Genomic DNA, 16571 nt, shown 5'->3' on the forward strand with positions numbered 1-16571 from the left:
AGGCTGGAGCGAAGAATTCTCCTACTCAACGCTTGCTTTACATTTTGTTTCATGGTTTTACCCTCCTTCAACCATACTACTTTCTACTTTATATTATAATACCCACCGCCCCCTCTTTTTCGCCCAGTTTATAATAAACTCCTCTACTTCTTCCTTGCTCATTTCTTTGTTGAAGAACTTTTGAAAAAAGTGGTCATGTACGGCAAGATAAAGCTCTTCCTTCAAGTCTTCAGAAGTAATTCTTATACGGTTCTTTCTCAAGATAACAGGAACATTTTTAAGTATCCAGCGTATGTATGTAAAGATATTTCTCTTTTCTGGTAGGTCTTCTACGATGAAAATCTCACCACGCCCTGTAAGGAGCCATTCAGGATTGACACTGTAGGCTTTGACTATCCTGTTAATAGCTTGTTTAGTAACCTTTACCTTTTCCTGTTCTATGTAGTGTAAGGCAGACCAGCCCATACCTATTTCTCTTGCCATCGTAGCTTTATCAATTCCCAAAATCTCTTCCCGCAGATAGCGGATGCGTTCTCCTATGCTCATCTCTTCAAATGGTTTTTTCTCAGCCGCCATAGCTATAAGTATTTTAATCCCAAAATGCATAAAAATTGGCATATCTCAAAATAGCTGATATATCTCATTAAGTTGACATATCTCAGTAAGCTCAATAAGTTGACATATCTCAGAATAGATATATACTTAACCTTATGCTGAAACGAGAGCTCGTAAGCGGGAAGGGGAAGACACCTGTCAAACATAGCTTTCGCTCTGTCAAGAAAAACCTTAAGCTTCGCAAGTTTGTAAGCGCATACGCTCCGCTCCTAAGGAATGGACTTACTCCTGCGGTTGTAGAGGTGTTGGTGCTTTCTGCTTTGGAAGAGTGTTGGTGGACATCTCCTGAAACCCAAGACATTAGGAATAGGCTTGGATGGCTTTGGACGGATGTTTGTCTTTTGGTAGCAAAGCTTCAGACAAGAAGGCTCTGTTTCTCACGGTTTGGTGGTGCCCCAAGAAAGAGAGAACAGCTACAGGCTTTAGTAGTGCAAGGAAACTATGAAGAAGCTTGTAAAGAGCTTGCTACTCTTGGTTTTTGCACGCTTTTGGAGTTTTACATCAAAGCAAAAAGAGGAGATGAAGGAAAGGACGAGCTTCAAAGTGAGCTTTTGAACATCCTAAGGAGCAGGGGAGAGTTTTTGGAAGACACGGAAAGGCGCTTGTCAGTGGAGGAAGAGGTATGCATCGCATAGAAAAAATCAAACAAGACCTAAAAGACTTTGACCTTATCCTTATTGGTTGGAGCGGGGGCAAAGATAGCACCGCTTGTGTGGAACTTGTGTGTCAGGCTCTTCCTGATAAGCCTGTTGTGGCTTTGCACATAAACTTTGGTGGGGCGGAGTTTCATGAGCTTAGAAGCTTTTTGAAAAAACAGGCGGAGTTTTTACGGCAAAGACACAAAAACCTACAGGTGGTGGATGTGCAATCAGAAGAAACCTTCTGGACAGGCATTCTTGGTAAAGGCTACGGCTTTCCAAGAGATAGGTTCAGGTGGTGCCAACGCTTCAAGATTGAGAGCGCAAAGAAGTTCAGAGAAAAGCTAAAAAGCGTAGGAAAGGTCATTGAAGTTGTGGGCATAAGGCAGGAAGAGAGCCTTCACAGAGCAAAACACCAAGAGCTTTTCTACATGGACGGCAAGTATGCGCCTATTCTTGACTGGAGCACGGAGCAGGTTTGGGAGTTTTTGCTTGAAAACGGACACACAGAGCTTGCAAGGTTTTACAGAGATTTTTACTCCAACGGAGAGTGTCCTTACGCTTTGGGCTTTGAAGATGTGCCCGCTAAGAAGCTTTCTCTTTGTGGGGGGCGCTCAGGGTGTTGGTGTTGCACAGTCATTTCAGAAAAGAAGCTAAAGAAAGAGCTTGAAGGCAAAGGCTTAAAAGAGCTCTTTCAGTTTGTCAAGAGTTTTAAAGAAGAAGCTCAGGAGCCACAGAACAGGCTTCCTTTTACACACAGGGGCAGGCGCTTTAGTCGTTGGATGGGCATGCTTTCTCTCAAGTTTAGAGAGCGCAAACTAAAAGAGCTCCTTGACCTTCAACAAAAGCTTGGCATAGAGCTAATCACTCAAGAAGAGCAAAAGAAGATAGAAGAGCACTGGCAAGACCAAAGAAGAAGGTTTGGAGCGCTTCTTGAGAAGAGTTGTGAAAGGAAAAAGGAGAGACCGCAGGCACTCTCTCTTGCACTATCTAAAGGAGGAGGAGAACATGCAAGACTTAGGGAGGTTTTTACGAGACTATAAGGAACTCATAGGTTTGCCTAAGGGCTTGCCAAAGATAAGGGCTTTGAAACTCCAACCGCACGCTCTGGAAGGAAGAGTAGGAATGCACAAAGCAAGCATAAGGTGGAACTCTAACGCAGACTACTTGACTTTCTCTTGCACTTGCAAAAGCGCACGCAACCGCATTTGCAAACACATATTGGCTTTGGCGCTTGCACTAAAAACTAAAAAGAAAGGCTTTAAAAAGGAGGTAAAAAAAAGATGAAACCAAGAGACAACATTATTATAGCATCAAACGGTAGTCTTGACAAGCAGGAACAAGAGCTTTGGCTCAGGGTTGCAGAACGGATAGCGGGCATTGAGTGGCACAAAGTGGCGGAGCACTACTATGAGGACTACAGGTGGATAACCATACCGCTTGTGCTTAAAGACGATGGACAAGGCTTAAAGGCGGTTCCAGGGGTCAAAGGTTGGCCGGAGGTAGAAGTAAAGAGCAAGGAAGAGCTAAAAGAGCTATGGTATGGCTACACGAGGGTTAAAGAACTTTCTAAGGACGAGGCAGACCACTACGGGCGGGCTAAAAAGGTGGAGAAAAAAGGCAAAAGGAACTGGCTTACCTGTGGTATAGCTCTTGTATGCGGTCAAAAGAGCGGGGTCTTTGTGCTTGATGTGGACAAGGTAGAGGACTTTGAACAAAGGACGGGGCTAAAAGTAGAAGACCTAAAAAAGCTTACCTTATATGCAAAAACCAAAAGCGGGGGCTATCACTTCTTCTTCCGATACGAGCCAAGCATAAAGACAACCCAACTAAAGGGCTTTGATATCAAAAGCGATGGCGGGCTTGTGAACTTAGAGCCTACCACTCTACCAAACAAACAGGGGGAGATAGGCACCTATGAATTCATCAAGGACTATCACACAGAACCACAAAAAGCACCACCTGAGCTTTTAGAGGTCTTACGGAAGTTTGCACCTACCAAAGAGGAAAGGCTTTATAACACCTTCAAGGCTCCAAAACCACAGGCAGGAGACCTTAAATACCTTCAAGAGATTGCGGAGGCGGTAGGACAGCTTTACAGAGCAGGCTTGTTAAACGGCTATGAGGATATAGACACAGCATTCTTAACGGGGCTCTTGCAACTGGGCTACGGAGACAAGGAAATCAAGTTTGCTTTGCAAGTAATTTATGGTGAGCAATACCAAGAAAGTCTCACGGACTACATGATAAACAGGGCGAAGGTAAGGCTTGAAAGCGGTCAAGAAGTGCGGGGGCTTGGCTCTTTCATCCACAAGCTTGAAAGCATCCTAAAAGAGCATCCTGAATACCGAGATGAGATAGACAAGGTCTTAGCATTCTTAAGGCAGGATATCTACATATTTGAACCCATTGCAGGGCATGTGATAGTGATAAAGAGGACGGGCAGGTATTACGGTGTAGGCAATGACGGACTTGTCTATGAGCTCAAGGAAGGTAAAGACCCTAAACCTTTAGGTCCTTATGTGGAGCTTGTGGCTACGATAAAAGGAGACGGGGAAGCTTATAACCTTTTCTTGCACGATGGGGAGGAGTTTTTAGCTTCCATTGTCAACGATAGCAAATACCTTGAGACCATCAAGGCACATACGGGCATAATAGTGGTGAAACCTTCAGGCTACATGGAGTGGTTGTCCTATCAAACACCGCAAAAGAAACTAAAGCTTTACAAGTGGCTTGGTTGGGACGCTCAGGGGTTTAGGCATCCAAGCCTAAGAGAAGACGGCTACTACTACATCACAGAAGCGGAGCGCTTTACGACCTTAGGAGATGCTCAAGCTCAATGGAATTTTGTCAAGAATGTCTTAGCAAGCTCAGGGCTGTTGAATGTGCTATTTCTCGCAAGCTTCAGCGCACCTGTGTTGTATCTTGCAGGCATGCCTAATTATGTGGTCTATGTTTCAGGTAAAACAGGAACGGGTAAGACTACCGCATGCAAACTGGCTTGTAATCTGTTTTACGATAACAAGCTACCTATTACACTGTTTGCTACCGTGAACGCATTAGAAAGGACTTTGAGCTCCATAAAAGACCTACCAATCCTGTTTGACGAGGACGAGCTAAGGAAGGACGAAAACCTTTTCACACATCTAATTTACATGTTTCACAGTGGGCGGGGCAAACGGAGAGCTAAAGCAACACTTGAGGTAGAGCAAGCAAACCTAAGGGGCGTGCTTTTCCTTACGGGCGAACACTCCTTAGAGCAGAACCTACAAACCAAAAGGGTGAAGCTTGGAGCCTATAGACGGGCTTTGGAGATTGCAGTAGAAGACAAGCAGGATTGGGGAGTGGATTTTGGTGAGATGATTGAAGCGCTTGAGCATATAGGACATGTAGGGCTTGAGTGGATAAGGTTTTTGAGTGGGCTCAACGAGGCGGAGATAAGAGAAGCTTTTGACCATGCATGGAGAGAAAACAGGCACAAGCTCATAGGCGGTTTGGAGACCATAGGGCAAAGCTTATATGCTACTGCTGTACTCTTAAGACAGTTTGGCTTTGAAGTAAACACGGAAGCCTTGGATAGGTATTTTGAGGGCGTCAAGGAAGAAGTGGAAGAGAAGATTGGAAAGCGGGAGATTGGTTGGTTGAACGAGCTTATGGCATGGGTCAATGCTAATATCCGTGATTTTGAGCGCAAGAGGGAGGTGAGAACACAGAATGGCGCAGTGGATGAACCAATGCCAGCAGACCGCTATAAAGGACGCATTGAAGACGGATGGTTGATGATTACAACGGAAGCTTTTAGGAGCTTTTGTAGAGAAAGAGACATAGACGTAAGGGATTTTCGGAACTTCCTTAGTAAACAAGGAGCAATAAGGAAGTTTGGAAAGAACCTTTACGGAAGGCTTTACGGGCCTGCAGGGCAAGCTTATCATTACTATATTAACCTTCGTGTGGTAAACAAGCTTTTAGAAGAGGCCTTTGACTTTGACAGTGCAAAGCAAGAACAGGAAAACAAGCAGGATAAAGACCTTACGAAGACATTGAAGAGCTTCAAGAACGAAGTAGAAAGGCTTTATCACAACCTGCCAGTGGAAACAAAGGAAGAGATAGAAAGTAGAGGAGGATATGAGCTTGAGATTGTGCCAAAGGACGAGAACTCTATCATCATTGCATTGAACTTTGACGGGCTTAGAGAAGAGTACACACTCCATATTAGCGCTACAGAGGAAGAAGTGAAAGCAATAGCAAGGCTACTTGTGGATGACTTGGCAGAGATGGCGAACGATTTTGACCTACCTTTTTGAGAATTTCTAAGGCGGTCATTGAAGAGCCCAAAGAAAGCTTGGAATAGGGTTTGACTTATCTACGATATAGCACAGCTCTTAGTCCAACAAGTAAGCTTCACCACCTACCAATTCATACATACTTGTTTCACACCTTTTCATACCTACCTTTCATACTTGTGGATGGATAGGTATGAACAAGGAAGGCATTGAGAGACAATAAGATGCATACTTTCATACCAATTCATACCTGTTTTTCACACTTATTAGTATCCAATACTCTCAAGAAAGTAAGGTAGGGCGTTGGGGGTTTCATACCGTTTCATACCATACTTTCATACTTGTGGGATAGATAGGTATGAACAAGGAAAGCATTGAGAGACAGGCGCTTGCATACCTTCATACCTTTCATACCTATTTTTCACACTTATATAGAAGGTATACAGGAGTATATATAGGGGGGGCGGACAGGTTTATTTTTTCCTAAAAAAAGATTTTTTAGGTATGAAAAGTATGAAAGGTCTGCAAGTGATTGTATATCAATAACTTTCTCATTCATACCTATTTGGAAGGAAGTATGAAAGGTATGAATGGAAGGTATGTAGGAAAGGCTTACCCCCGCCAACCAACCTTGATAAATTGGCTAAGTAAAAAGATTTCTTATCCTACATTTTGAGATGTAGGATAAGACACTCCAACCAACCTTGATAAAGAGTTTTTTAACCAACTTAGCAATCAAACCACTATGCACAATCACGCAGGCATTCAATCATACAACCAACCAATCAAATCACAATCACAAGCACAAACAATCAAATCATTACTCAAACCATTTGTTCCTATGAACATAGAAAAGGGGGGCGTGGGGAAGGTGCGGATTTGCGTTTTGACCCCCTTCAAAGCGTTGAAAATCAAGGCTCGTTTTTGGGAATTTTGGAAGGTTGGCGGAAATTTCTAAAAGTCAGTTGGTAAAGAACTTTACCAACCACGCCTGCGCCCCCTGAGTATTTAGCGCCGTAAGGCGTTTTAAACATTAGGTGGTGCTTCAAGCATTAGACTGCGTTTAGCTTTTATCTGTGGATTGCACCATAGTGCTTTTTTGTCTTTTACTGTTTTTAGAAACTTTCTTAGAGGAGGTAATTATTTTGCGAAGCGTAGCGAAGCAAAATATCTTCTTACGAAGTAAGAAGATGTATTCCCTCTATAAAAATAAAGTCTCTAAAAAAATAATAATCTCTATAGGGGCACGCTTGAAAGCGCAAAGCCTTGTCTATCAATGATTTGCGAAGATGGACATGTAATCACTTCGTGTGGACATGTAATCACTTCGTGTGGACATGGCGGAAAACCTGTAATCATCTTCTGTGCACAAGCGGTAATTTTTTACCGAAAGCGGTAATTTTTTACCGCTCGGCATGTAAAACTACTTGACAAGTCTGACCTGCGGACAGAGAAGGAGAAAAGGAAGATAACACTTAAAGAAGTCAAGGAAGCTTTGCAGGTAGAAGAAGACCCGCTTGGAGAGTATTTCCTCCGTGTAGGCAGAAAGGCAGGAAGCCCAAACAGACAAGAAAAACCTGTAAGCACTAAACCTGAAGTTGAAGACTTTACTTTGCACAAGAGCTTTTCTCCTGAAGAATACGCAAAAAGGCTTGAAGAATTAGGCTTGATAGACTGGGAAAGCTTTAAAGAGTTTTTTTACTCCATCAAAGACCCCAAAGAGAGAGTAAGGTTTTTCCTTGCGTGGCTCATGCTATTCCAAACATAAGCTTACCGCTTGCACTACTAAATAAAGGAGTGGTTGCCATGACGCTTGCACTATTAGACAAAGGAACGCCTACCATGATGCGGATTAGGGTTGTAGCGGTAAAGGATGCAGAAGACCCCACTTGCTACAAGTTTTATGCTTGCGAGAACAAAAACCTTATGGGGCTTAGGTATTTCCTTCTAATTAATGGAGCCCCCCGTTTGCTTGCGGGGAGATTTTTTGTGTCTGTGTCCTTAGAGGAGTTTGAAGAGACAAGAAAGGAGTTAGAGCTTTACGGCTACAAACTTGAGCTTGTGAAAGTTTTTGGAGAGCCCATAAGCTTTGAAGAGCTAAAAGCCTTTTGTAAGAAGCTGTGAAGAGTATTCTACTATGGAGTTGGTAAAGTTCTTTACCAACCAACCAGGCCTTAGAATTACGCCAAAACATTATTACCAACTAACAAGCCTAAACCATTCAAGGACGATGGTTTTATTTTTTTGGTCCACAGTCCACTCAAATTGAATTTCCTTAAACAGTGGAGATAGGTTCATGGCTTTAGGAAGTTTTATTACTGCGATGTATCTCTGGGAGGCTCCTGCGGATACTGCCTTGCCCCCGTGTGGGTTGCTTATTATGTAATCTATGAGCGTCATAACAATCTCATCTATAAACTTGTAAGCGGAAAGGCTGTCTATGTTATGAATGTTTGTAAGATAATTAGCGTAAGTTTCCACAAGCTCTCTGATGATATGCGATTCATAAATTCTGCCATTCCAGTGCATCTACTTCAGGTTTAACTCTGTCTTTATCTCATCAACTATTTTTTCATACTCTCCTTTTTCAGTAAGCTCAATAAATTTCCGCATACCTTCTACTTCTTTATCTGTAGGCTTCCTAACAAAGTAATGAAGTATCATTAGTGGATTAAGTTCTTCGTATTCCTTCTTCATCTCAAAGGCAGGCGTGTGAGTGTATCTACTCAAATCTTTTGCTCTCAAATTTCCAAACTTGTATACAAGAAAACTGATAAGCTCTATCTCTTCTTTTGTTAAGTGTTTTAGCTCAGGAGGAGAAACTCTAAATATCCACTCACTAAAACCACGCTTGACTGCCTTTTTAGTTTTTAGCACCCCATTTTTCTCAAGCTCTTCAATTATCTCATCAAGCTCCTTTAGTGTAGGCCCAAATCTATTTTTTACAAACCTTCCACCTATAGACCTCCTTCCTTTAGCAAGCGTCATAAGACCCTCATAAAACCATAGAATTTTATGGAGCTTAGTTTTACCAAAGTTGGCTGGAGCTTTTCCTGTGAGATAGAGTATATACTGAATAACCTCCTTGGCTTTGTCCCTATCAAAAACGCTCTCTTCTTTTACAATACCCATACCTAAATCTCCTCTCGTCCTAAAAGTTAATATAAATATAGCCTTCATAGTTCACCAAAGCAATTCATTCTGGCTCTGCGGTCTAATTTTATAGCGCTTTCACTCACACACTCACGCACTCGCACACTCACACACTCACACACATTAAATTGAAGGAAATGGGCTTGAGATAAGGATTTGGTGAGTTGGTAAAGGTCTTTACCAACCAAAGAAAACAGGCTCGGGCGGGCTTCTATGTAGTTGGTAAAGTTCTTTACCAACTGCTTTATTTATTGAGAAAAATTCTCATTTCACCGATTTTTCCCATGTGAGATTTTTCGGTAGTTGAGTGTGATACACTCAAGTCCAACTGCACCTTTACCTTTTTGACGGTTTTGGCGGTTAGAGGTTAATCAAATCATTTAATCGCACTTTCCTTCAAGGTCTATCTCTTGTGCAAGTTTTTACTTCACCTTCCTTGCACTATTTATAAATGCCATGAGATACGGAACTAAGCAGACTTTAAAGAAGGTGGAAGAGCTTATGTTGGCGGGTAAGAGTGTGGAAGAGATAGCGCAAGAGCTTTCACTTTCCAAGAGAAGGATATACCACTATCTCAGGTTTTTGCGCAAGGGCTCTGCAACTGAAAGGCAGTTAAGGGCGGTTAACTTTCTTCTTCAAGGTGTTTACGGCGATGTGCCTGAGTTTCCTTTGCAGAGTTATAGCAGTAAGCAGGTAAGGATGCTCATGAATTATCTACATCTTAGGTTAAAGCTTGAGAGATACCGCAAGAAGGTGCATGAAGTCTTTCCTTTTCTAAGACAGTTGGAAAGGAAATGCACTAATAGGAGTTAGGAGGTGTAAAAAATGAAGAAGAAGGGCTTGTTCTTAGGTTTGCTTTTGGTAGGTGCGGCAGGAGCTTCCGTCTTAGGCTTCCTTACCATGAAAAAACAGCAGGCTCCTATGCAGGTGCAAAGTCAAATGCAGGTAGAGCCACAGCAACCGCAAACGGAAGTCAAAATATCTCAACCGCAAACAGAAGTAAGGATATCTCAAGCTCAGCAAACTATTGAGCTTGTGCCCGGGTGGATAGCCTTCTCAGGAACCTACACAGGAACGCCCGATAACTTTGTGCCTGTGGAGATATGGGCTCAGTCTCCTCCTGTAGACCTGCGACGCTTTCCTAAGGTGCCACAAGCGGTGGTAAGCTCGTCAAATCAAATAGCGGGGCTTGTCTTTTATGTCTACGCTCCAGAAGACACTACGCTAAATGTGATAGTGGAAGGTGCAAAGGCTATTCCAACCTACAAAGAGCTACGAGAGATGGGGTGGAATGTGTGGGAAGGCACAATAGAAGAAGGATACGCATCCTTAGTAAACTTTCCTGTCTTTATTTATGTGGACAAAGCCCTCATAGGTTTAGGAAGGACAGGGGACGGTATTGTATCAGGAAAGGTAGCGGTATCCAAAGGCTATCACGAGGTGCAAGTGCTTATAACTGGCTCTCATCCTGTTGACCGGTTCCTTTCAGAGAAACGACTGGGCAATCTTGCCTTCCTTAACCGTCTTTCTTTGAAGGTAGGCTTTGGATTATCTACTCCTGAAGTGCCCTCTCAAGTCTTTGTAGAGAAGAAGCTTTACGACAAGTACGCTGGAAAACCTTCTCCTGTAAAAGAAAAACTTTTGGAGGACAAAAATGAAAATGCGGGAGCTAAAGGAAAGTAAGAAGGTAGCTTTGGTGGCAGTTGTAAGCCTTGTGCTTGGCTTTTTAGCTTTGCGCAGTCTGTCTGCAAGCTCCACTACAACCGCAGAGGGTTTGCCTGTTCCTGACAGAAAGGCTCCTTTAATACTTTGCGAAGATGTGGAGAATATCTTGTTAGTCCAAGACTGGGGTAAGATTGATGGTGATGTGGTCTCTGTTAATGGCGCAAGGGTTGAGCTAAACTCCGTCCAAACTTTATGGGTGCTTGGAGGAGACCTTATCGTTGAAGGCGTTGATGAAGGAAAAACACCGCCTATAACCTTGGCGATAAGTGCCTTGCACACAAGAAGCGCTTATGTCCTAACTCTCAAGAAAGGAGAAGTCTTTAGAGTGCCTGTGGAACTAAGGAGGTGCAAAGGATGAAGGAGTTTGTGAGAGATGTTTTTAGGTATGCAAGAGTAGATGCCATAACTCTTGTCCTTTCCGTGTTTGTGCTAATCTCAGGAACGGTTTTTATGTTTCTGTCCGCAAAAGCTATAGCGGAGCAGAGGAAGATTTCTCAGTATCTTAACCGCCCTGCGCCTATCATCGTCCAACCACAGGAAGAGCCCAAAAGACCTTCACAGGAGCCTTTAAAACCTATCTTTTGAGGAAGGCCATGAATAACAAAACTCTTATCCTTATCATCGCAGGAGCCGTGGGAGCCTTTATCTTACTCAAAGCCTTGCCTGTCTTTCTCACCGTCCTTGAAGCACCTTTGACATGGTTTATCGCCCTTGTGGTATCTTCCTTCCTTTTGTTTGTCCGTGTCTCAAGGCTAAAGGAGCTTGAAGAGCAAAGAAGGCTAAGGTCTACAAAGCCTGTGGTGGTTAAGGAAGACAAGCCAAAGGAAGAGCCTGTAGAACCTACAAAACCAACTTTACCTGAAGAGCCTGTATCTTCCTTTGAGGAGCTTACCGAATTAACAAAGAGAGTGGTTTATAGGAAAGGTTCTGTGGTCAAGAAGCACAAACCTGAAGACAAACCACTTATCCGTGAACTTCCTGAAGAGGAGTTTCTAAGAAGACTGGAGCTTTTGAAAGAGCGTGTGCTTGGACAGGAGCAGGCAATTGAGAAGGTGATAAAAGGTTTGAAGTCTTTATACTATGGAACGAGATTGAGAGAGCGCAAGCCCCTTGTTTTTCTCTTTCTTGGAACCGCAGGGACAGGTAAAACGGAGACCGCAAAGCAGATAGCGGAGCTTTTCTTTGAAGGAAGGCTCCTTTTCCTACCTATGAACCAGTATGCGGATGTGCATACTTCATCTTCTCTCTTTGGAAGCCCTAAGGGGTATGTAGGCTCTGATAAAGGTGGAGACCTTACGCAAGGTGTTAAAACCAAGCTAAAAGGTAGTGGTGTTATTTTGCTTGATGAGATAGAGAAGGCGGATGTAAGGCTGTGGCAACACTTTTTGCAGGGTTTTGATGAAGGTAAGCTAAAAGACATTTCCTTTGATGAGTGGGTGGATGTGTCAAGGTGTGTGTTTGTGCTTACTTCCAACCTTGCAAGCGACAGGGCGGAGTGGCTAAAAGGCAGGAGCGACCAAGAGCTAAGAAACATCATAGCAAGTGCTTTACCTCCTGAGCTTGGACAAGCTTTTGTTAGCAGGATAGACTACATTGCGGTTTATGGACATCTTCCTGAAGAAGTTCTTAGAAAGCTTGTCCATAGAAAGCTCAGAAAAGCCCTTGAAAGGCTAAACCTTGTGGTAGAGAACGAGGATGCCCTTGTCCATGAAATTACGCAGGTAGCCATGTCAAGAAGTGTTAGAGAAATAGATGTGCTTATTGAAGAAGTGCTCATAGACCTTATGGAGGGCAGGTCTTGAAGCTCTACATCTGGTCAGGTCTTATGGCTCTTGTGCTTTATCTTATCTACCACACTTCTTCTCTTTGGTTTTCTGTGGCGTGCCTTGCTCTTACCTTGCTCTACTTTATTACTTCCATGTTTAACCTGCGTCTCCTTCAGTTCCTTACCGTTGTTCTTGCGGCTTTTTTTGTCTACTATGGCTACAATCAGGCTATTGCCATAGTGCGAGGCTTTTCTCTTACGAGTTATCTTGAGCTTTTCTTTTTGACCTTCCTGTTTGCCTATTCAATCAAGCTCTTTCTGGAGGTGGTGTTATGACGCTTCCAAGAGGTGTAGGAAAAAGGATAGAGAGAGCCTTCAGTAGTTATCTTTTTGCCTGTGCCACAACCTACTGGTCGTGTAAGCTTGCGGGTATAAGCTTTAGCCCCTTCCTTCCACTCTTAGCCTTTCTACCTGTTTTGGTTTATGAGCTTTACCTTGTTTTCCTATTCTATCAAGGCAAGGAAGAACCAGTTTTTATGGAGGAAGAGGAATGAGCCCCATAGTCCGCAACGCCCTTTTAACCATCTTCTTCCTGCTTATGGGAACCTTTGGCTACTTCTTAAAGGAATATCTGATTATGCTCGTGCCATTCTCTTTGTTTTTATGCGCCCTTGTTAGCACCAAGCTCCTTTACCTTTACTATCCAAAATCTCTTGTGCATGGAGGACTTCACACTTTTGCTTATGCCTTATCCTTCCTTCTTTTTGTCCTTTACACACTCCTTCTTTCTAAGAACCTATCGGTAGTGCCTGTGAGCCTTTTCTGTGCGCTCATAGTCCTTAGCGTAAGGTTTCTTTTCCTTGCACTAAAGCCTTATATGGAGGAGACAGAAAGATGATGCTTAGTGCAAAGCTTATAGACAGGTGGGCAAAGGAAGATAGCCTTTTCATAGGCATAGGCGGTTTCTTTAGAAGAGGCAACATAGCTCAATTCTCTCCTATTACAGTGCCTTATGAAGTAGGCAAAGGACACTGGTCTATTCTTGGTGCTACAAGGAGTGGTAAAACCGTGTTATTGAGACTGCTCCTTAGACAAATCATCAAGAAAGGTTATGGTCTTTTGCTTATAGACATGAAGCCTGATGTTGACCTTTTCCGCATTGCTTTTGACACTACTTTGTCCTGTGGAAGGCAAGAGGATTTTATCTTCTTCTCTCCTTTCTTCTCTTCCTTGCGCTCTACCATATCCGCAGGAGAGTTTCCTGCTACAAGCTCAAGCACCAATCCGCTTATCTTTGGCTCTCAGTCGGAGATAGTTTCAAGAATTCTCAATGCCTTTAAGCTTTCAAAAGGGGGTGGAGAACAGTTTTGGGAAGATGTGAAAGAGGACATTGTGGACGCCCTTGTGGGTTCTCTTATGGGTCTTGGCAAAAGGTTCAACTTCAGAGACATGTATATTGCTCTTACAAAGGATAGTGCAAGAGAATGGGTTATTCAAAACACTAAGAATGAAGAGAGCAGGGAAAGGCTCAAGGCTTTACACGATATGCTTATACAATCGCCACAGAAAGCGCTATACCTGATAAGAGGCACTCAAGTAGCCATAGGACGCTTTGCCTTTGGAGACCATGCACCTTTCCTTAACTCCTACAGACCTACCTTTTACCTTGCGGATGCGGTTCGTGAAGGTAGGATAGTCTATGTTGCCCTTTCCTATCAAAAGAGCGCAGTTCTTTCAAGTGCGGTTGCTAAGATGCTCATATCGGAGCTTAACTCGGTTATAGGAGATGTGCTACTGCGTGAAGGCAAGCTTGAAAAGAAGTTCTTTGTAGTTATAGATGAGTTTGCCAACTGTGTGTTTCCGGGGATAGAAGACCTGTTTAACAAGTCCGCAGGGGCAGGTTTAACTCTGATAGTAGCGCATCAAAGCTTTTCCGATGTGGTGCATAGAGTAGGAGAGAGCTTGCTCAAGATATACCTTGACAACACTCATGTAAAGATTTTCTTGCTACAGACAGGGGACGATGCGGGCAAGTTTGTGCAAGACATCTCACCTTTAGTGTGGGGGGAGGACAGGAGAATGTGGGAGTTTTCCATAACAAACCTACTTATTCCTTTTGAGCTAAGCAGGGCTGAAAGCCTTGTGCCAGAGATTAGGAAGGAGTATTTAACGGGGCTAAGACCGCTAAACTTCTATGCCAAAATAGGGGACAGGTGGTTTAGAGGCATAGTGCCTGTGCTTAGGGCAAAGGAAAGTAAAAGAGAGCTCACTCTTTTCTATGACCCGCCCGACATTACAGAAAATGGGCTTAACTTGATGGAAGCTTTTGGGGCTTGAAGATGGTTGAGAGGGCTCTTGAAAGGATTGAGAAAGAGTGTGGGCAGAAGGTGTGCAAACTTTTTGAGCCTGCGGTTAGGCTCCTTTACCAACTTACCCATAAACTACCTGCTTCTGAAAACCACCACTCATCACAAGAAGGTGGTCTTTTTTGGCATTCAGTAGAGACCGCCATAGCTTGCTTTTTGAAGGCAAAGGAGAAGATAGACAGTGTTGTAAGCTACGGGCAGAACAATACCATAAACTCAATAGAGACCGCCGTGCTAAGAGAGCAATACCTTCTTGCAAGCTTTCTTACAGGTCTTGTGCATGATGTGGGAAAGATTGCGGACTATGAGCCTGTGCCTGACAGGAAAGGTTGGACAGTGCCTTACTTTCCTTTGGAGCTTAAAACACCTTCCGTTCCTATGCGTAGAGTAAGGTGGAGAAGAGATATGTCTCATAACATGCTTTCCGCATTGCTTTTGTATGAGTTTCTCAAAACCAATCCTTCTTTGCTCAGGTGGGATAAAGAAGTATACATCAACATGGTTTCCGCTCTTGCCTTTGAGCACACACCACTTGCACAAGCCTTTGCTCAAGACAACTTCTTGCTTTCCGTTCTTAGAGAAGGAGACATGGCGGTAGTATCAAAAGAGCTCAAAAGAGAGGGGCAGGAAAAGGAAGAGAGCTACTTTGCACTACTTCAGGACAGGATTATGAAGGATAAAGCGGTAAACCTTTCTAACTTCTTCAGAGTTATAGTGGACAAGGAGCAAGGAGTGGTGGTAATAAATGCAAGCATGGCGGTGGAGGAGATGGCGGAAAGACTAAAACTACCTAAGCAAGCAATCCTTAGCATACTTTCTGAACACAAGCTTACTTCTCAGGAGATAGTCCGTGTCCGTGTAGGAGACAAAGTCTTGCCTGCGGTAGTTTTACCACTACAGGCTTTCAACTTTCCTGAAGACTACCTTAATGCTCTTCCAAAGGTAAAGTGGGAAGTGCTTGAACAAGTTGGCGAGGTAAAAAGCGAAAGAGCAAAGGAAGTAAAAGAAGTGGAGCTTTGAGCCTTGTAAAGAAATTTATTTCATAGCGGAAGGAATTAAGAAAAAAGAAAGTAGCTAAACTCAGTAGTTCCACTTTAACCAAATAAGGTAGAGGCCCCAAAGGGGCCTGGAGAGATTGCTTAAGGCTCAGGGCAGTTCTGGTTTTGGCGGCCTACCAGACCTGATAAAAGCTTGGGCAAGAGCTACCTTATGCTCGCAATCAGCACATGAGTTTGAGCAGGTGCAAATTGCGGACGCTGATTGGAGCCCGGGTGAGTAGTTAATTTGGACATTGTAGCGTTTACCGTCGGGGTCTTTTACCAATGCGTGGAGCTTTAGTTCATCGTGGATTTCATAGCGGTAGCGGACAACACGGATACTTCTCGCTCTTTCCACTACCTGTGGAGCTTCTCTCCTACACCTTCGCAGGTACCACTTGAACCATCTCTTGAAGAGTATGGTTGCGTATTTGCGATGAAACGAGAGAAGGCGGAGATGGGCACGGATGTACATCCTCTGTGTGGATAGTGTTTCGTTTCGCATGGCTTTTCCTCCTACTGAGATGACCTGACAAAGGCTTGAGCAAGAGCCACCGCATGCTTGCATATGCCTCTTTGATGGGCAGGGCAGGTGCAAGAGAAGACCAGTTCTTGAGAGATGGGGTAGTAGGCAATTCGGACTGAGTAGTAGCGTTTTCCGTCGGAGCTTTTTACCTTTGTGTGTAGCTCAAAGGGCTGAGAGAAGGCGTTAAAGGAGTAGGCGGTAATTTGGACGCTTTTTGCTTTTGCCACTACCTGCGGGGCTATTTCCTGATACTCCTGTAGGAACCACCTGAGCCTTTCCTTGAGAAGACTGTCTGTGCATTTGAGATAATGCAAGGTTTGGCGGACATAGGCATGGGCGCGTGCCCTGTCCTCGTCTGTTAAGGTTTGTTGCAAGGTTTGGTCTTGCATGGCTTTTCCTCCTACCGAGTATTCCACCCGTAAGGGGCGGTTCTCTACCCCACGATGCTTAGTTTCTAATCCTT

General features: G+C 43.7%; 20 protein-coding genes. 16 read left to right on the forward strand and 4 right to left on the reverse strand.

Translation table 11 applies throughout. From position 1 onward, the window contains the following. Positions 1-93: 93 nt before the first annotated feature. Positions 94-618 (reverse strand): helix-turn-helix domain-containing protein, encoded by a 525-nt coding sequence (locus ACZ5GB_RS07225; protein WP_464326554.1) that lies wholly within the window; start codon positions 616-618, stop codon positions 94-96. A 92-nt stretch (positions 619-710) separates the two neighbouring features. Here ACZ5GB_RS07225 and ACZ5GB_RS07230 point away from each other — a divergent pair, with 92 nt between their 5' ends. The 6 genes from ACZ5GB_RS07230 (at position 711) to ACZ5GB_RS07255 (ending at position 7660) form a co-directional block, all read left to right on the forward strand. Further along, a complete protein-coding gene (locus ACZ5GB_RS07230; protein ID WP_464326555.1) occupies positions 711-1250 on the forward strand; it encodes a hypothetical protein in 540 nt (179 codons plus the stop codon). Continuing rightward, entirely contained in the window at positions 1238-2296 is a 1059-nt protein-coding gene (locus ACZ5GB_RS07235) for a phosphoadenosine phosphosulfate reductase domain-containing protein (RefSeq protein WP_464326556.1), read from the forward strand. The genes ACZ5GB_RS07230 and ACZ5GB_RS07235 overlap by 13 nt, the downstream gene beginning before the upstream one ends. Further along, positions 2262-2540: an SWIM zinc finger family protein gene (locus ACZ5GB_RS07240; protein WP_464326557.1), complete on the forward strand. Its 279-nt coding sequence runs from the start codon at positions 2262-2264 to the stop codon at positions 2538-2540. Before ACZ5GB_RS07235 ends, ACZ5GB_RS07240 begins: the two co-directional genes overlap by 35 nt. Then, the gene (locus ACZ5GB_RS07245) at positions 2537-5557 is read left to right on the forward strand and encodes a bifunctional DNA primase/polymerase (protein ID WP_464326558.1); all 3021 of its coding nucleotides are present in this window, start codon (positions 2537-2539) and stop codon (positions 5555-5557) included. The genes ACZ5GB_RS07240 and ACZ5GB_RS07245 overlap by 4 nt, the downstream gene beginning before the upstream one ends. Positions 5558-7031: 1474 nt before the next feature. After that, positions 7032-7304: a hypothetical protein gene (locus ACZ5GB_RS07250; protein ID WP_464326559.1), complete on the forward strand. Its 273-nt coding sequence runs from the start codon at positions 7032-7034 to the stop codon at positions 7302-7304. 38 nt (positions 7305-7342) lie between these two features. Beyond that, complete coding sequence (locus tag ACZ5GB_RS07255) at positions 7343-7660, forward strand: hypothetical protein (protein ID WP_464326560.1); 318 nt, start codon at positions 7343-7345, stop codon at positions 7658-7660. A 72-nt stretch (positions 7661-7732) separates the two neighbouring features. Here ACZ5GB_RS07255 and ACZ5GB_RS07260 read toward each other — a convergent pair whose 3' ends face one another. Next, complete coding sequence (locus ACZ5GB_RS07260; RefSeq protein ID WP_464326561.1) at positions 7733-8065, reverse strand: hypothetical protein; 333 nt, start codon at positions 8063-8065, stop codon at positions 7733-7735. Then, the gene (locus tag ACZ5GB_RS07265) at positions 8066-8668 is read right to left on the reverse strand and encodes a type II toxin-antitoxin system antitoxin SocA domain-containing protein (protein WP_464326562.1); all 603 of its coding nucleotides are present in this window, start codon (positions 8666-8668) and stop codon (positions 8066-8068) included. It abuts the gene before it with no gap. A gap of 477 nt (positions 8669-9145) precedes the next feature. On the opposite strand from ACZ5GB_RS07265, the gene ACZ5GB_RS07270 reads away from it, so the two are divergent. Genes ACZ5GB_RS07270 through ACZ5GB_RS07315 form a run of 10 tightly spaced genes read left to right on the forward strand, consistent with a single transcriptional unit; the run spans position 9146 to position 15565 of the window. Next, positions 9146-9502 carry an ECF-type sigma factor gene (locus ACZ5GB_RS07270; protein ID WP_464326563.1) on the forward strand — a complete coding sequence of 119 codons (357 nt, stop codon included), beginning with the start codon at positions 9146-9148 and terminating at the stop codon, positions 9500-9502. Positions 9503-9514: 12 nt separating this feature from the next. After that, positions 9515-10372, forward strand: a complete 858-nt coding sequence (locus ACZ5GB_RS07275; protein WP_464326564.1) for a hypothetical protein — start codon at positions 9515-9517, stop codon at positions 10370-10372. After that, positions 10344-10772: a hypothetical protein gene (locus ACZ5GB_RS07280; protein WP_464326565.1), complete on the forward strand. Its 429-nt coding sequence runs from the start codon at positions 10344-10346 to the stop codon at positions 10770-10772. The genes ACZ5GB_RS07275 and ACZ5GB_RS07280 overlap by 29 nt, the downstream gene beginning before the upstream one ends. After that, positions 10769-10999 (forward strand): hypothetical protein, encoded by a 231-nt coding sequence (locus ACZ5GB_RS07285; RefSeq protein WP_464326566.1) that lies wholly within the window; start codon positions 10769-10771, stop codon positions 10997-10999. The genes ACZ5GB_RS07280 and ACZ5GB_RS07285 overlap by 4 nt, the downstream gene beginning before the upstream one ends. An 8-nt stretch (positions 11000-11007) precedes the next feature. Then, positions 11008-12216: an AAA family ATPase gene (locus ACZ5GB_RS07290; protein ID WP_464326567.1), complete on the forward strand. Its 1209-nt coding sequence runs from the start codon at positions 11008-11010 to the stop codon at positions 12214-12216. Further along, the gene (locus ACZ5GB_RS07295; protein WP_464326568.1) at positions 12213-12515 is read left to right on the forward strand and encodes a hypothetical protein; all 303 of its coding nucleotides are present in this window, start codon (positions 12213-12215) and stop codon (positions 12513-12515) included. Before ACZ5GB_RS07290 ends, ACZ5GB_RS07295 begins: the two co-directional genes overlap by 4 nt. Then, positions 12512-12733: a hypothetical protein gene (locus ACZ5GB_RS07300; RefSeq protein WP_464326569.1), complete on the forward strand. Its 222-nt coding sequence runs from the start codon at positions 12512-12514 to the stop codon at positions 12731-12733. The genes ACZ5GB_RS07295 and ACZ5GB_RS07300 overlap by 4 nt, the downstream gene beginning before the upstream one ends. Beyond that, a complete protein-coding gene (locus tag ACZ5GB_RS07305) occupies positions 12730-13077 on the forward strand; it encodes a hypothetical protein (RefSeq protein WP_464326570.1) in 348 nt (115 codons plus the stop codon). The genes ACZ5GB_RS07300 and ACZ5GB_RS07305 overlap by 4 nt, the downstream gene beginning before the upstream one ends. After that, positions 13074-14516, forward strand: a complete 1443-nt coding sequence (locus tag ACZ5GB_RS07310; protein WP_464326571.1) for a type IV secretory system conjugative DNA transfer family protein — start codon at positions 13074-13076, stop codon at positions 14514-14516. Before ACZ5GB_RS07305 ends, ACZ5GB_RS07310 begins: the two co-directional genes overlap by 4 nt. 2 nt (positions 14517-14518) lie before the next feature. After that, the gene (locus tag ACZ5GB_RS07315) at positions 14519-15565 is read left to right on the forward strand and encodes a TraI domain-containing protein (protein ID WP_464326572.1); all 1047 of its coding nucleotides are present in this window, start codon (positions 14519-14521) and stop codon (positions 15563-15565) included. A gap of 533 nt (positions 15566-16098) precedes the next feature. Here the strand turns inward: ACZ5GB_RS07315 and ACZ5GB_RS07320 are convergent. Then, entirely contained in the window at positions 16099-16497 is a 399-nt protein-coding gene (locus ACZ5GB_RS07320) for an SWIM zinc finger family protein (protein ID WP_464326573.1), read from the reverse strand. Positions 16498-16571 lie beyond the last annotated feature (74 nt).

The sequence above is a fragment of the Hydrogenobacter subterraneus genome, assembly GCF_055390195.1.

Coding starts and splice junctions, on each gene's coding strand:
- ACZ5GB_RS07225 (WP_464326554.1), bottom strand. CDS start 618: ATGCCAATTTTTATGCATTTTGGGATTAAAATACTTATAGCTATGGCG.
- ACZ5GB_RS07230 (WP_464326555.1), top strand. CDS start 711: ATGCTGAAACGAGAGCTCGTAAGCGGGAAGGGGAAGACACCTGTCAAA.
- ACZ5GB_RS07235 (WP_464326556.1), top strand. CDS start 1,238: ATGCATCGCATAGAAAAAATCAAACAAGACCTAAAAGACTTTGACCTT.
- ACZ5GB_RS07240 (WP_464326557.1), top strand. CDS start 2,262: ATGCAAGACTTAGGGAGGTTTTTACGAGACTATAAGGAACTCATAGGT.
- ACZ5GB_RS07245 (WP_464326558.1), top strand. CDS start 2,537: ATGAAACCAAGAGACAACATTATTATAGCATCAAACGGTAGTCTTGAC.
- ACZ5GB_RS07255 (WP_464326560.1), top strand. CDS start 7,343: ATGACGCTTGCACTATTAGACAAAGGAACGCCTACCATGATGCGGATT.
- ACZ5GB_RS07260 (WP_464326561.1), bottom strand. CDS start 8,065: ATGCACTGGAATGGCAGAATTTATGAATCGCATATCATCAGAGAGCTT.
- ACZ5GB_RS07265 (WP_464326562.1), bottom strand. CDS start 8,668: ATGGGTATTGTAAAAGAAGAGAGCGTTTTTGATAGGGACAAAGCCAAG.
- ACZ5GB_RS07270 (WP_464326563.1), top strand. CDS start 9,146: ATGAGATACGGAACTAAGCAGACTTTAAAGAAGGTGGAAGAGCTTATG.
- ACZ5GB_RS07275 (WP_464326564.1), top strand. CDS start 9,515: ATGAAGAAGAAGGGCTTGTTCTTAGGTTTGCTTTTGGTAGGTGCGGCA.
- ACZ5GB_RS07280 (WP_464326565.1), top strand. CDS start 10,344: ATGAAAATGCGGGAGCTAAAGGAAAGTAAGAAGGTAGCTTTGGTGGCA.
- ACZ5GB_RS07285 (WP_464326566.1), top strand. CDS start 10,769: ATGAAGGAGTTTGTGAGAGATGTTTTTAGGTATGCAAGAGTAGATGCC.
- ACZ5GB_RS07290 (WP_464326567.1), top strand. CDS start 11,008: ATGAATAACAAAACTCTTATCCTTATCATCGCAGGAGCCGTGGGAGCC.
- ACZ5GB_RS07300 (WP_464326569.1), top strand. CDS start 12,512: ATGACGCTTCCAAGAGGTGTAGGAAAAAGGATAGAGAGAGCCTTCAGT.
- ACZ5GB_RS07305 (WP_464326570.1), top strand. CDS start 12,730: ATGAGCCCCATAGTCCGCAACGCCCTTTTAACCATCTTCTTCCTGCTT.
- ACZ5GB_RS07310 (WP_464326571.1), top strand. CDS start 13,074: ATGATGCTTAGTGCAAAGCTTATAGACAGGTGGGCAAAGGAAGATAGC.
- ACZ5GB_RS07315 (WP_464326572.1), top strand. CDS start 14,519: ATGGTTGAGAGGGCTCTTGAAAGGATTGAGAAAGAGTGTGGGCAGAAG.
- ACZ5GB_RS07320 (WP_464326573.1), bottom strand. CDS start 16,497: ATGCAAGACCAAACCTTGCAACAAACCTTAACAGACGAGGACAGGGCA.